10 protein-coding genes and 3 rRNA genes are annotated in these 13,652 nt (G+C 61.8%); 5 read left to right on the top strand and 8 right to left on the bottom strand.

Annotated features, from left to right (window positions below; translation table 11 throughout):
• Nucleotide 1: 1 nt before the first annotated feature.
• Nucleotides 2–475, top strand: coding sequence for a methylmalonyl-CoA epimerase (gene mce, locus BTO20_RS10005; protein ID WP_087075461.1), 474 nt, complete (start codon nucleotides 2–4; stop codon nucleotides 473–475).
• Nucleotides 476–478: 3 nt separating this feature from the next.
• On the opposite strand, the gene BTO20_RS40380 is transcribed toward mce, so the two are convergent.
• Together BTO20_RS40380 and nucS are read right to left on the bottom strand one after the other, a co-directional pair.
• Nucleotides 479–769, bottom strand: a complete 291-nt coding sequence (locus BTO20_RS40380; protein ID WP_087075459.1) for a hypothetical protein — start codon at nucleotides 767–769, stop codon at nucleotides 479–481.
• Complete coding sequence (nucS, locus tag BTO20_RS09995) at nucleotides 769–1,455, bottom strand: endonuclease NucS (RefSeq protein WP_198344318.1); 687 nt, start codon at nucleotides 1,453–1,455, stop codon at nucleotides 769–771. The genes BTO20_RS40380 and nucS overlap by 1 nt, the downstream gene beginning before the upstream one ends.
• Nucleotides 1,456–1,501: 46 nt before the next feature.
• On the opposite strand from nucS, the gene BTO20_RS09990 reads away from it, so the two are divergent.
• From BTO20_RS09990 to BTO20_RS09980, 3 genes are all read left to right on the top strand, one after another.
• Complete coding sequence (locus BTO20_RS09990) at nucleotides 1,502–3,106, top strand: adenylate/guanylate cyclase domain-containing protein (protein WP_087075454.1); 1,605 nt, start codon at nucleotides 1,502–1,504, stop codon at nucleotides 3,104–3,106.
• 79 nt (nucleotides 3,107–3,185) lie between these two features.
• Nucleotides 3,186–4,703, top strand: coding sequence for a DNA-3-methyladenine glycosylase 2 family protein (locus tag BTO20_RS09985; protein ID WP_087075452.1), 1,518 nt, complete (start codon nucleotides 3,186–3,188; stop codon nucleotides 4,701–4,703).
• Nucleotides 4,700–5,197: a methylated-DNA--[protein]-cysteine S-methyltransferase gene (locus BTO20_RS09980; protein WP_087075450.1), complete on the top strand. Its 498-nt coding sequence runs from the start codon at nucleotides 4,700–4,702 to the stop codon at nucleotides 5,195–5,197. Before BTO20_RS09985 ends, BTO20_RS09980 begins: the two co-directional genes overlap by 4 nt.
• Before the next feature lie 65 nt (nucleotides 5,198–5,262).
• Here the strand turns inward: BTO20_RS09980 and rrf are convergent.
• The 4 genes from rrf to murA all read right to left on the bottom strand — a co-directional run bounded on the left by rrf (nucleotide 5,263) and on the right by murA (nucleotide 12,152).
• Nucleotides 5,263–5,376: ribosomal RNA gene (gene rrf, locus BTO20_RS09975) — 5S ribosomal RNA — on the bottom strand.
• A gap of 160 nt (nucleotides 5,377–5,536) precedes the next feature.
• Nucleotides 5,537–8,663 (bottom strand): 23S ribosomal RNA (locus BTO20_RS09970).
• A gap of 356 nt (nucleotides 8,664–9,019) precedes the next feature.
• Nucleotides 9,020–10,539: ribosomal RNA gene (locus BTO20_RS09965) — 16S ribosomal RNA — on the bottom strand.
• The 16S, 23S and 5S rRNA genes sit together here, the layout of an rRNA operon.
• 359 nt (nucleotides 10,540–10,898) lie before the next feature.
• The gene (gene murA / locus BTO20_RS09960; protein WP_087075448.1) at nucleotides 10,899–12,152 is read right to left on the bottom strand and encodes a UDP-N-acetylglucosamine 1-carboxyvinyltransferase; all 1,254 of its coding nucleotides are present in this window, start codon (nucleotides 12,150–12,152) and stop codon (nucleotides 10,899–10,901) included.
• A gap of 87 nt (nucleotides 12,153–12,239) precedes the next feature.
• Here murA and BTO20_RS09955 point away from each other — a divergent pair, with 87 nt between their 5' ends.
• Complete coding sequence (locus BTO20_RS09955; protein ID WP_087075446.1) at nucleotides 12,240–12,812, top strand: cob(I)yrinic acid a,c-diamide adenosyltransferase; 573 nt, start codon at nucleotides 12,240–12,242, stop codon at nucleotides 12,810–12,812.
• Here BTO20_RS09955 and BTO20_RS09950 read toward each other — a convergent pair.
• Both BTO20_RS09950 and BTO20_RS09945 read right to left on the bottom strand, forming a co-directional pair.
• Nucleotides 12,806–13,252: a DUF2550 domain-containing protein gene (locus tag BTO20_RS09950; protein WP_198344317.1), complete on the bottom strand. Its 447-nt coding sequence runs from the start codon at nucleotides 13,250–13,252 to the stop codon at nucleotides 12,806–12,808. The genes BTO20_RS09955 and BTO20_RS09950 overlap by 7 nt on opposite strands.
• Before the next feature lie 7 nt (nucleotides 13,253–13,259).
• A complete protein-coding gene (locus tag BTO20_RS09945; RefSeq protein WP_087075444.1) occupies nucleotides 13,260–13,625 on the bottom strand; it encodes a F0F1 ATP synthase subunit epsilon in 366 nt (121 codons plus the stop codon).
• Nucleotides 13,626–13,652: the final 27 nt, after the last annotated feature.

Genomic DNA, 13,652 nt, shown 5'->3' with positions numbered 1-13,652 from the left:
TATGACCACCGAACATGTCGATACCCGCCCAGCGCTCTCAAGCGCCCTGGTGACCGCGATCGATCATGTCGGAATCGCGGTGCCCGACCTCGATGCCTCGATCAAGTGGTACCACGACAACCTCGGCATGATCGTGCTGCACGAGGAGATCAATGAGGAGCAAGGTGTCCGCGAGGCGATGCTCTCGGTCCGCGGCGCCCCCAAGGGCAGCGCGCAGATCCAGCTGATGTCACCGCTGGACGAGAACTCCACCATCGCGAAGTTCATCGACAAGCGCGGTCCCGGCCTGCAGCAGCTCGCCTACCGGACCAGCGACATCGATGCGCTCAGCGCGCGGCTGCGCAGCCAGGGCGTTCGCCTGCTGTACGAGGCCCCTCGCAAGGGCACCGCCAATTCGCGCATCAACTTCGTCCACCCCAAGGATGCAGGTGGCGTGCTGGTCGAGCTGGTCGAGCCGGCCGCCGACGAGCACTGAGCTTCAAGACCACCTGCGTGTCGGACCTCGATTGGTCCGATTCGCCCAGCACGGCGTATGCCAATGTCTGCGGTCGTCGACGGCGGCCTCTCCCATGTCCGCCGGCCACACCACGACATGTGCTGTGCCCGAACGGATTTCATGGTCACACCCCGGGCAGCGATACACCTTGACCGCCCGCGCTGCGGTGACGACGCGCACTTCGTAGTCGTAACCGTCAGGGCCCGTTTCGATTCGACGCGTCGGCAACGTCGACGGCAGCCTCCGAGGAGGTTCTCTGCGTCGCCGCCCCATCAGAAGAGCCGATACTCGGTGCTGTCCATGCCCCGCATCTGGTCGTAATCCAATGTCACACACCGGATCCCACGGTCCGTCGCCAGGGTGCGGGCCTGCGGTTTGATCTGCTGGGCCGCGAACACCCCGGCCACCGGCGCCAACACGCTGTCACGGTTGAGCAACTCGAGGTAGCGGGTCAACTGCTCGACACCGTCGATCTCACCGCGACGCTTGATCTCGACGGCCACCGAGCCACCGAGCTCGTCCCGGCACAGCAGATCCACCGGCCCGATCGCGGTCGGATACTCGCGGCGAACCAGCGTGTAACCCGTTCCCAGCAGTTCGACGTGTTCAGCCAGCAGAGCCTGCAGATGCGCCTCCACGCCGTCCTTGACCAGGCCGGGGTCGACACCGAGTTCGTGGCTGGAGTCGTGCTCGACATCCTCCACGGTGATACGCAGCTGCTCACCGGCCTTGTTTTCCACCACCCAGACGACGGGCGACGGGCCGGCCGAATCGTCCGCGCCCTCCTCGGTGACCCAACATGGCGGAGACATCCAGTTCAGCGGCTTGTAGGCACGGTCGTCGGCGTGCACACTCACCGACCCGTCAGCCTTGAACAACAACAGCCGGCGGGCGGACGGAAGGTGTGCGGTCAGCCGACCCACATAGTCGACAGTGCACTGGGCAATCACGAGGCGCACCCGAACCACCTTAAGGGCACGACCGACGAACTAGGCTGACGCCTCAATGATGGCCGACAAATCCGTGGCGAAGCGGCTGGGCTGGGTACTGGAAACCCTGACCCGGCAGAGCAGCAGACTCCAGGACGAGCCGGCGTACGGATCGTGGATCCTGGGCCGCGTTTCCGAGAGCCAACGCCGACGCCGCGTGCGGATTCAGATCATCCTGACGACGTTCGTCATCGTCGCGAACCTCCTGGGCATCGGGGTCTCTCTGCTGATCGTGACCCTGGTGTTCCCGACCCCGAGCGTGTTCGCTCCGGACGTCCGGTTGGTCACCTTCGCCATCGCCCCGGCGTATGTCGCCGCGGCGTTGGTCGTCGGCGTCGTGTGGGCGACCAACCGGGTGATCAACTATGTGCGGTGGTCGCTGCAGGGACGGCCGCCGAGCCGCGCGGATCAGCGCAACACCTTCCTCGCGCCGGGCCGCCTGACCACCGTCCTGTTGATCCTGTGGGGTGTCGGCACCGCGCTGCTCACCACGCTCTACGGTCTTGTCGACAGCAACTACATCCCGAAGTTCCTGCTGGGCATCAGTTTTCCCGGCATCGTCGTGTCCGTCAGCTGCTACATGTTCACCGAGTTCGCACTGCGTCCGGTCGCCGCTCAGGCGCTGGAGGCGGGCCCGCCGCCGATACGGCTGTCCTCGGGCATCATGGGCCGCACCATGGTGGTGTGGGCGCTGGGCTCCGGCGTGCCGATCCTCGGCATCCTGCTTGCCGCGATGTTCGCGCTGGCGCTGCAGAACCTCACCCCCACCCAGTTCGCGGTCGCCGTCATGGTGCTCGCGGTGTTCGCGCTGGTGTTCGGTTTCATCCTGATGTGGATTGCCACCTGGCTGACCGCGGCGCCGATCCGCGTGGTCCGGGCCGCGTTGCGACGGGTTGAGGACGGCGATCTCAACACCAACCTCGTCGTGTTCGACGGCACCGAACTCGGTCAGATGCAACGCGGATTCAACTCCATGGTGCAGGGACTCCGAGAGCGCGAACGCGTGCGCGATCTGTTCGGCCGCCACGTCGGCCGAGAGGTGGCCGAGCTGGCGGAAAAACAGAAGCCGGTGCTCGGCGGCGAAGAACGCCATGCCGCAGTCATTTTCGTCGACGTGATCGGTTCGAGTCAGCTGGTGACGAGCCGGCCGGCGACCGAAGTGGTCACCCTGCTCAACCGGTTTTTCGCGGTGATCGTCGACGAGGTGGAGCGCCATCAAGGGTTGGTCAACAAATTCGAGGGCGACGCCGTGCTCGCGGTGTTCGGCGCCCCGGTGCGCCTCGAGCACGCCGAGGACGAAGCACTGGCCGCAGCCCGGGCCATCGCCGAACGGTTGCGCAGCGCGGTGCCCGAACTCTCCGCCGGCATCGGTGTGGCAGCCGGCCAAGTGGTCGCAGGCAATGTGGGTGCAAAAGAGCGCTTCGAGTACACGGTCATCGGCGAGCCGGTCAACGAGGCGGCCCGGCTGTGCGAGTTGTCCAAATCCGTGCCGGGTCATCTCGTGGCGTCATCGGACACCATCGCCAATGCCACCGACGCCGAAAAGGCGCGCTGGTCGTTGGGCGACACCGTCACGCTGCGCGGCCTCGATGAACCGACCCAACTGGCGGTACCGGTCTGACGGCACGGCGGCCGCAACCATCACGACAATGTCGGTTTTCCGCTAGTTCCGTCGTCCTTCTCGTGCCATCGTTGCAGGTGTGCACGAGGATTTCGAACGCTGCTACCGGGCCGTCCAGTCCAAGGACGCCCGGTTCGACGGGTGGTTCGTCACCGCGGTGCTCACCACGGGAATCTACTGTCGCCCCAGTTGTCCGGTACGTCCTCCGCTGGCGCGCAACATGCGCTTCTACCCCACCGCCGCCGCGGCACAGGCCGCTGGATTCCGGGCGTGCAAACGATGCAGGCCTGATGCCTCGCCGGGATCTCCGGAATGGAACGTGCGGGGCGATGCGGTCGCCCGATGCATGCGGCTCATCGCCGACGGCACCGTGGACCGTGAGGGTGTCACAGGGCTGGCGGCACGCGTCGGCTACACCACGCGGCAGCTGGAACGCATCTTGCAGGCCGAGCTGGGCGCCAACCCACTGGCGTTGGCCCGCGCGCAGCGCGCCCAGACCGCGCGGGTACTGATCGAGACCACCGAATTGCCGTTCGGCGACGTCGCTTTCGCGGCGGGCTTCGCCAGCATCCGCCAGTTCAACGACACAGTCCGGGCCGTGTGCGATCTGACGCCGACCGAACTGCGCCGGCGTGCGGAAACCCGATTCACCCGCGACGAGCCCACCGCACCCGGCGTGATCTCGCTCCGGCTGCCGGTCCGCATCCCGTTCGCGTTCGAGGGCCTGTTCGGTCACCTGGCGGCCAGTGCGGCGCCGGGACTGGAGGAGGTACGCGACGGCTGGCTTCGCCGCTCGCTGCGGTTGCCGCACGGTCACGGCGTGGTGAGCCTGCAACCGCAGCCCGATCATGTCCGATGCCGGCTGGTGCTCGACGACTTCCGCGACCTGGCCGCCGCCATCGCGCGGTGCCGTCGGCTGCTGGACCTCGATGCCGACCCCGAGGCCGTGGTCGACGCGCTGGGCGCCGATCAGGACCTGGCCGCTGTGGTGGCCAAGGCACCTGGCCAACGTATCCCTCGCACCGTCGACGAGGCCGAGTTGGCGATCAGGGTGGTGCTCGGCCAGCAGGTGTCCATCAAGGCGGCACGCACCCACGTGGGCCGGCTCGTGAAGGCCTATGGGCGCCCCATCCGCGACGACAACGGCGGACTGACTCATGTCTTCCCCGACGTCGCGGAGCTCTCCGAGATCGACCCATCCCACCTGGCCATGCCTGCCGCACGTCGACGGACGGTCAGCGCCCTGGTTCATGCGTTGACCGACGGCCGGCTGGTCCTCGACCCGGGCTGCGACTGGACGGCAGCCCGTGAGCAGTTGCTCGCGCTGCCCGGGATAGGACCATGGAGTGCCGAGGTGATCGCGATGCGCGGGCTCGGGGATCCCGACGCGTTCCCAGCCAGCGACCTCGGCGTGAGGCTGGCCGCCGAACAACTCGGGCTGCCGTCGGAGCAGACGGCGCTCATCCGCTACAGCGCCCGTTGGCGGCCTTGGCGGGCGTACGCGACGCAGCATTTGTGGACCACGCTCGACCACGCAGTCAATGACTGGCCACTATCCCATCAGGCTCACGATCTGACAGTTCAGGAGACACTATGACCACACTGCAATGCCGGTCTGTGGACAGCCCGGTCGGGCAGCTCACCTTGGCGGGACGCGACGGCCGACTGATGCATCTTCGGATGGTCGACCAGACCTATGAACCCAGCCGTGACGGCTGGGAGGTCGATGACTCGGCCTTCCCCGATGCCGTCGAACAGTTGGCGGAGTATTTCGCCGGTGAGCGCACGGTCTTCGACCTCGAACTGCACATGGTCGGCACGGCTTTCCAGCGCCGCGTCTGGACCGCTTTGCAATCGATTCCCTACGGCGAAACCTGCACATATGGGGACATCGCTCGGGAAATCGGATCACCCGGCGCATTTCGCGCAGTCGGTTTGGCCAATGGGCATAATCCCATCGGAATTGTGGTGCCTTGCCATCGGGTGATTGGCGCGAATGGCAGCCTCACCGGATATGGCGGCGGATTGGATCGCAAAAGAGCGCTGCTGGAATTGGAGAAAAGCCGGCAGGCGCCGTCGCTTTTTGATTGAGCGGGTGTCGCATTGAAAATGCCCGGGCCCCCAATCAGTGATTGGGGGCCCGGGACTTAATGTGTGTTCGGCGGTGTCCTACTTTTCCACCCGTGTGGGTAGTATCATCGGCGCTGGCAGGCTTAGCTTCCGGGTTCGGGATGGGACCGGGCGTTTCCCTGCCGCTATGGACCGCCGTAACTCTATTCACCCGTTTCTGGGTGTGAAACCTTGTGTGTTTTGGTGGTGGGGTGCGGTGTGCACCCACGACACAGTGGTCGCGTGTGTGGTTGTGGTGTGGTTGCGAAACAGGATGTGCGTGTTCTTACTGAGACTCATCAAACATGGTGTTTGTTGGGTTGTTGTAAGTTTTCGGCCGGTTAGTGCCAGTTCCCTGCGCCTATTGCTAGGTGTCTAGGTCTGGTCTATCGATCCCGTGGTCTGCGGGGGGCCTTATCCCACTTAATGGGTGAGAAGCCTGGTCTTGGAGGGGGTTTCCCGCTTAGATGCTTTCAGCGGTTATCCTGTCCGAACGTGGCTATCCAGCCATGCCCCTGGTGGGACAACTGGTAGACCAGAGGTTCGTCCGTCCCGGTCCTCTCGTACTAGGGACAGATTTCCTCAAGCTTCTGACGCGCGCGGCGGATAGAGACCGAACTGTCTCACGACGTTCTAAACCCAGCTCGCGTGCCGCTTTAATGGGCGAACAGCCCAACCCTTGGGACCTGCTCCAGCCCCAGGATGCGACGAGCCGACATCGAGGTGCCAAACCATCCCGTCGATATGGACTCTTGGGGAAGATCAGCCTGTTATCCCCGGGGTACCTTTTATCCGTTGAGCGACACCCCTTCCACTCAGAGGTGCCGGATCACTAGTCCCGACTTTCGTCCCTGCTCGACATGTATGTCTCGCAGTCAAGCTCCCTTGTGCACTTACACTCAACACCTGATTGCCGTCCAGGTTGAGGGAACCTTTGGGCGCCTCCGTTACATTTTAGGAGGCAACCGCCCCAGTTAAACTACCCACCAGGCACTGTCCCTGAACCGGATATACGGTCCGAGGTTAGAGGCCCAATACGATCAGAGTGGTATTTCAACAACGACTCCACACAAACTGGCGTCTGCGTTTCACAGTCTCCCACCTATCCTACACAAACCGTATCGAGCACCAATACCAAGTTGTAGTGAAGGTCCCGGGGTCTTTTCGTCCTGCCGCGCGTAACGAGCATCTTTACTCGTAGTGCAATTTCGCCGAGTCTATGGTTGAGACAGTTGAGAAGTCGTTACGCCATTCGTGCAGGTCGGAACTTACCCGACAAGGAATTTCGCTACCTTAGGATGGTTATAGTTACCACCGCCGTTTACTGGGGCTTAAATTCTCCGCTTCACCCCCGAAGAGTTAACGGGTCCTCTTAACCTTCCAGCACCGGGCAGGCGTCAGTCCGTATACATCGTCTTGCGACTTCGCACGGACCTGTGTTTTTAGTAAACAGTCGCTTCTCACTGGTTTGTGCCACCCCCCTCCCGCTACCCACCGCAAGGGTGTTCACGATATGGGGGTCCCCCTTCTCCCGAAGTTACGGGGGCATTTTGCCGAGTTCCTTAACCATAGTTCACTCGTACGCCTTAGTATTCTCTACCTGACCACCTGTGTTGGTTTGGGGTACGGGCCGTGTATGTCCTCGCTAGAGGCTTTTCTTGGCAGCATAGGATCACCGAATTCGCCTCACTCGGCTATGCATCACCTCTCAGGATCAACGAAACGCGGATTTACCTACGTTCCTCCCTACAGGCTTACCCCGGTATTACCACTGACCGGTACGGCTACCTTCCTGCGTCACCCCATCGCTTGACTACTACCAAAGAAGGTCCCACGCAGCCAGCGATCCTCGCACCCCGAAGGGATTGATGGACCACCTTTTGGGTGGTTAGTACCTCTGATTCATCAGGGACGCACACACACGGGTACGGGAATATCAACCCGTTGTCCATCGACTACGCCTGTCGGCCTCGCCTTAGGTCCCGACTCACCCTGGGCGGACTGGCCTGGCCCAGGAACCCTTGGTCTTTCGGCGGGCAAGGTTCTCACTTGCCTATTCGCTACTCATGCCTGCATTCTCACTCCCACACCCTCCACCACTCGATCACTCGGCGGCTTCACCGGACGCAGGACGCTCCCCTACCCAACGACACAAGGTCGTTGCCGCGGCTTCGGCGGTGTGCTTGAGCCCCGCTACATTATCGGCGCACAATCACTTGACCAGTGAGCTATTACGCACTCTTTCAAGGGTGGCTGCTTCTAAGCCAACCTCCTGGTTGTCTTCGCGACTGCACATCCTTTTCCACTTAGCACACGCTTAGGGGCCTTAGCCGGCGATCTGGGCTGTTTCCCTCTCGACGCACGGAGCTTATCCCCCGCCGTCTCACTGCCACACTCTTGGACTTGTCGGCATTCGGAGTTTGGCTGACGTCAGTAACCTAGTAGGGCCCATCGGCCATCCAGTAGCTCTACCTCCAACAAGAAACATGTGACGCTGCACCTAAATGCATTTCGGGGAGAACCAGCTATCACGGAGTTTGATTGGCCTTTCACCCCTACCCACAGCTCATCCCCTCAGTCTTCAACCTAAGTGGGTTCGGGCCTCCACACGGTCTTACCCGCGCTTCACCCTGGCCATGGGTAGATCACTCCGCTTCGGGTCCAGAACACACCACTACACCAACCCCAACGGGATGGATACGCCCTATTCAGACTCGCTTTCGCTGCGGCTACCCCACCCGGGTTAACCTCGCGACATGTCCCTGACTCGCAGGCTCATTCTTCAAAAGGCACGCCATCACCCCACGACACAGTCGAAGGCTCTGACGGATTGTAAGCGCACGGTTTCAGGTACTATTTCACTCCCCTCCCGGGGTACTTTTCACCATTCCCTCACGGTACTCATCCGCTATCGGTCACTGGGAAGTATTCAGGCTTACCGGGTGGTCCCGGCAGATTCACAGCAGATTTCACGGGCCCGCTGCTACTCGGGAACACCATCAAGACAGACGTCGGGTTTTCACGTACCGGGCTCTCACCGTCTACGGCAGGCCATCCCAAGCCACTTCCGCTAACCACAACATTTTCTCACTGCCCTCTGAGGAGGTAGCCCCAGAAAGATGGGTCCCACAACCCCGCACACACAACCCCTACCCGGTATCACATGCATACGGTTTAGCCATCCTCCGCTTTCGCTCGCCACTACTCACGGAATCACCATTGTTTTCTCTTCCTACGGGTACTGAGATGTTTCACTTCCCCGCGTTCCCCCCCAACGCCTATGTATTCAGCGTTGGGTGACACGACATCACTCGTGCCGGGTTTCCCCATTCGGACATCCTCGGATCCACGCTCGGTTGACAGCTCCCCGAGGCATATCGCAGCCTCCCACGTCCTTCATCGGCTCCCAGTGCCAAGGCATCCACCATGCGCCCTTAAACACTTACAACACAAAAACCAAAAATGAGTTTCAAAAGAAATTGCACATCAACACACAACAACAACACCCACCCAAAGGCAGATGCCACATTCTTGCGCGCTAGATGCTCGCAACCACTATCCACAAATCAAACACCACACCCCACCACCAAAGCAGGGCAACAACACACCCCCTGCCCCCAACGGGACAGGACCGCGGGCCTGTTGTCTCAAAGCCCAATAGTGTGTCCGATGATTTTCCGCAGATGCTTTCCCGCATCCCACGCCAAGTTTGTTGTTGCACCAAACCCCGGTCACTACAACCAGACAGGTTCCTCACGGCTCACACCCTCCCCAATAGAGGATGCCTCTCGTGGTGCTCCTTAGAAAGGAGGTGATCCAGCCGCACCTTCCGGTACGGCTACCTTGTTACGACTTCGTCCCAATCGCCGATCCCACCTTCGACGGCTCCCTCCCACAAGGGGTTAGGCCACCGGCTTCGGGTGTTACCGACTTTCATGACGTGACGGGCGGTGTGTACAAGGCCCGGGAACGTATTCACCGCAGCGTTGCTGATCTGCGATTACTAGCGACTCCGACTTCACGGGGTCGAGTTGCAGACCCCGATCCGAACTGAGACCGGCTTTGAAAGGATTCGCTCCACCTCACGGTATCGCAGCCCTTTGTACCGGCCATTGTAGCATGTGTGAAGCCCTGGACATAAGGGGCATGATGACTTGACGTCATCCCCACCTTCCTCCGAGTTGACCCCGGCAGTCTCCTACGAGTCCCCGGCATAACCCGCTGGCAACATAGGACAAGGGTTGCGCTCGTTGCGGGACTTAACCCAACATCTCACGACACGAGCTGACGACAGCCATGCACCACCTGCACACAGGCCACAAGGGAACTGATATCTCTACCAGCGTCCTGTGCATGTCAAACCCAGGTAAGGTTCTTCGCGTTGCATCGAATTAATCCACATGCTCCGCCGCTTGTGCGGGCCCCCGTCAATTCCTTTGAGTTTTAGCCTTGCGGCCGTACTCCCCAGGCGGGGTACTTAATGCGTTAGCTACGGCACGGATCCCAAGGAAGGAAACCCACACCTAGTACCCACCGTTTACGGCGTGGACTACCAGGGTATCTAATCCTGTTCGCTCCCCACGCTTTCGCTCCTCAGCGTCAGTTACTGCCCAGAGACCCGCCTTCGCCACCGGTGTTCCTCCTGATATCTGCGCATTCCACCGCTACACCAGGAATTCCAGTCTCCCCTGCAGTACTCCAGTCTGCCCGTATCGCCCGCACGCCCACAGTTAAGCTGTGAGTTTTCACGAACAACGCGACAAACCACCTACGAGCTCTTTACGCCCAGTAATTCCGGACAACGCTCGCACCCTACGTATTACCGCGGCTGCTGGCACGTAGTTGGCCGGTGCTTCTTCTGCACATACCGTCACTCACGCTTCGTCTGTGCTGAAAGAGGTTTACAACCCGAAGGCCGTCATCCCCCACGCGGCGTCGCTGCATCAGGCTTGCGCCCATTGTGCAATATTCCCCACTGCTGCCTCCCGTAGGAGTCTGGGCCGTATCTCAGTCCCAGTGTGGCCGGTCACCCTCTCAGGCCGGCTACCCGTCGTCGCCTTGGTAGGCCATTACCCCACCAACAAGCTGATAGGCCGCGGGCCCATCCCACACCGCAAAAGCTTTCCACCACAACCCATGAAGGCCATGGTCCTATCCGGTATTAGACCCAGTTTCCCAGGCTTATCCCAAAGTGCAGGGCAGATCACCCACGTGTTACTCACCCGTTCGCCACTCGAGCACCCCGAAGGGCCTTTCCGTTCGACTTGCATGTGTTAAGCACGCCGCCAGCGTTCGTCCTGAGCCAGGATCAAACTCTCCAAACAAAAACCCCGGGACAAAACCCGAAAGAATTCACATTCAGAAAAATCCGATCACAAACAACAGACACCAAAAACCGGCATCCAAAAAAACAAAAGGTCACACCCTAAACGGGAAAAAGAATGCAACCAAAAACAACAAACAAAAACCACCAAACACACTATTGAGTTCTCAAACAACAGACCAGATTGTTTCGAGTTGGCCCCTTTAGGGCAACCCTGCCAGCTTAAACCATCTTCGTCAGAAAGTCAAGCGGCTTTTTGTCTCCCCGCTGCCGGGGCAACTCGACTAGATTAGAACTATCCGCCACCGAGAGTCAAATGCCCAGGTCAGAGGCGTTTCGGCCCAACTGCGGCCGACTCGACTAGCTTACCCGCTCGATCTCAGCGCCCAGGCTGATCAAGTTCTCGACGAACAACGGGTAGCCGCGATCGATGTGAAAAACGTCGTGGACCTCGGTATCTCCGTCCGCGACCAGGCCGGCGAGGACCAGACCTGCGCCGGCACGGATGTCCGACGACCACACGGGCGCGCTCGACAGCTGCGGGATTCCACGGATCACCGCATGATGTCCGTCGGTCCGTGCATCTGCCCCGAGCCGGATCATCTCCTCGACGAAACGAAACCGCGCCTCGAAGACGTTCTCGGTGATCATCGAGGTGCCATCGGCGATCGACGCCAGCCCTATCGCCATCGGCTGCAGGTCGGTCGGGAATCCGGGGAACGGCAGCGTCGCGACGTTCACGGCCTTCGGCCGCTCGTACTGGACCACCCGGAAACCGTCGTCGTTCTGGGTGACAGTCGCGCCTGCGTCGTGCAGTTTGTGCAGCACCAACTGCAGGTGCTGCGGATCGACGCCGGTCACGGATATGTCGCCGCGCGTCATCGCTGCCGCAATCCCCCACGTCGCGGCGACGATGCGATCGCCGATCACCCGATGTTCCGTGGGGTACAGCCGGTCGACGCCGGTGATGGTCAACGTCGACGTACCCGCCCCACTGACCTGGGCGCCCATCTGGTTGAGCATCGCGCAGATGTCGACGATGTCCGGTTCGCGCGCCACGTTGTGGATCGTCGTGACGCCCTCTGCCAAAACCGCCGCCATCAGGATGTTCTCGGTCGCACCCACCGAGGGGAACTCCAGTTGGATCTCGGCACCGCGCAGATGATCTGCCTCGGCCACCACGCAGCCGTGTTCGATGCTGCATCGCGCACCGAGCTGCCGCAGTCCCGACTGATGCATGTCCAGCGGACGCGAACCGATGGCGTCGCCGCCGGGCAACGCGACCCGGGCCTTCTTGCACCGCCCGACCAGCGGGCCGAGGACGCAGACCGAAGCTCGGAACTGTCTGACCGCGGCGAAGTCTGCGTCGTACTTGAGTTCGTCGGGAGACGTGATCCGAACCGTCCCACCGTTCAACTCGACGGTGGCGCCCAGGCCACGCAACACCTCCGCCATCAACGGCACATCCAGGATGTCCGGGCAGTTGGTGATCGTGCTGGTGCCCTCCGCCAGCAGCGCGGCTGCCATCAACTTCAGCACGCTGTTCTTCGCTCCGCTGACAGCAACTTCGCCCGACAACCGGTTTCCGCCGGTCACCACGAATCGCTCGCTCACGCGGGTTAGTTTAAGCGGCCACCGAGTGAGATTCAGAAAGCTCTCTCAGAATGCCGTGGTGGATGTTGAGCCCGGTACGGTTCCCACATGGCTGTTCACCTCACCCGCATCTACACCCGCACCGGTGACGACGGCACCACCGGCCTCAGCGATTTCAGCCGGGTCGCGAAGAACGACGCGAGGCTGATCGCGTACGCAGATTGTGACGAAGCCAACGCCGCCATCGGCGTTGCGATCGCCATGGGGCAACCCGGCGACGAACTGCTGGCTGTTCTGCGGCAGATCCAGAACGATCTGTTCGACGCCGGCGCCGACCTGTCCACCCCGGTGGTGGAGAACCCGAAATATCCGCCACTGCGGATCACGCAGGACTACATCGACCGGCTGGAACGCTGGTGCGATGAGTTCAACGAGCCACTGCCTGCACTGAATTCGTTCATCTTGCCGGGCGGCTCACCGCTCTCCGCACTGCTGCATGTGGCACGGACCGTGGCCCGGCGAGCGGAACGATCGGCCTGGACCGCGGTCGCAGAGCACGGCGACGGTGTGAGCATCCTGCCGGCGAAGTACCTCAACCGGCTGTCCGACCTGCTGTTCATCCTGTCCCGAGTCGCCAACCCGGATGGCGACGTGCTGTGGAAGCCAGGCCAGCGTCAATAACTGCGGCGGCGCGCACGCGGCGACGGCCGCGACTCCAGCCACGACGTGAAGGCAGTCAGAGCTCCCCGATCGAGAGCGATCTCGTAGCCCTGGCGGCGTTCGGGGCTGATGTCACGGAGTTCGAGCACGACGATCTCGGAAGTCATGATGTCGAACTCATCGCCGCGCGGGGTTCGTCGCGACACCACCTCAAGGCCCCGCCGACTGAGCCGGCGATCGGGCCACCACCGCATACTCGACAACCGGTAGAAGCCGGCTTCACCGCCGCGGTAACGCATGACTCCGTGCCGCCAGCCGTGGCCGCCGACCGCGGGATAATCCCGCAAAATAGCAGCTGTCCCACCGACCTGGCGTAATTTCCAGAGTCGGTAGGACAGCGCAGATACTGCCAGTAGCAGCACACAGACCAGCGCGACCATGCCGATCATGGACGCGCTCATCGGCATATCAGTCGATCTGGCCTAGGGCGCGCAGCCGCGCCCGGCCCCATGCCGCAGTTGCCTCGTCATCGGATTCGGAATCCCGCTTGGCCGCCTCGGCATCGATCTCGGATTCCAGCTGAGCGTTTTCGACCAGGACCCGGACGGCCTCCTCTGTCACCGACAGAAAGCCACCGTCGATGGCGATCCGCAGGTCGTCCTCGCCCTCGCGTTCGACGCGCACCATGGCGTCGTCGACGAGTTGGGCGACCAGTGGGATGTGCCGTGGCAGGATGCCGATCTCGCCCGCGGTGGTACGGGTGAACACGAACGTCGCGTCACCCGACCACAGCTCGCGCTCCACGGCGACGATCTCGACGTGCAATTCCGCCACGTCACACCACCTTTCGAGGGGAAGAGG

The organism is Mycobacterium dioxanotrophicus, assembly GCF_002157835.1.
GTDB lineage: Bacteria > Actinomycetota > Actinomycetes > Mycobacteriales > Mycobacteriaceae > Mycobacterium > Mycobacterium dioxanotrophicus.
Note: the sequence above shows the minus strand (reverse complement) of the source record. Positions and strands in the feature narration are given on the sequence as shown.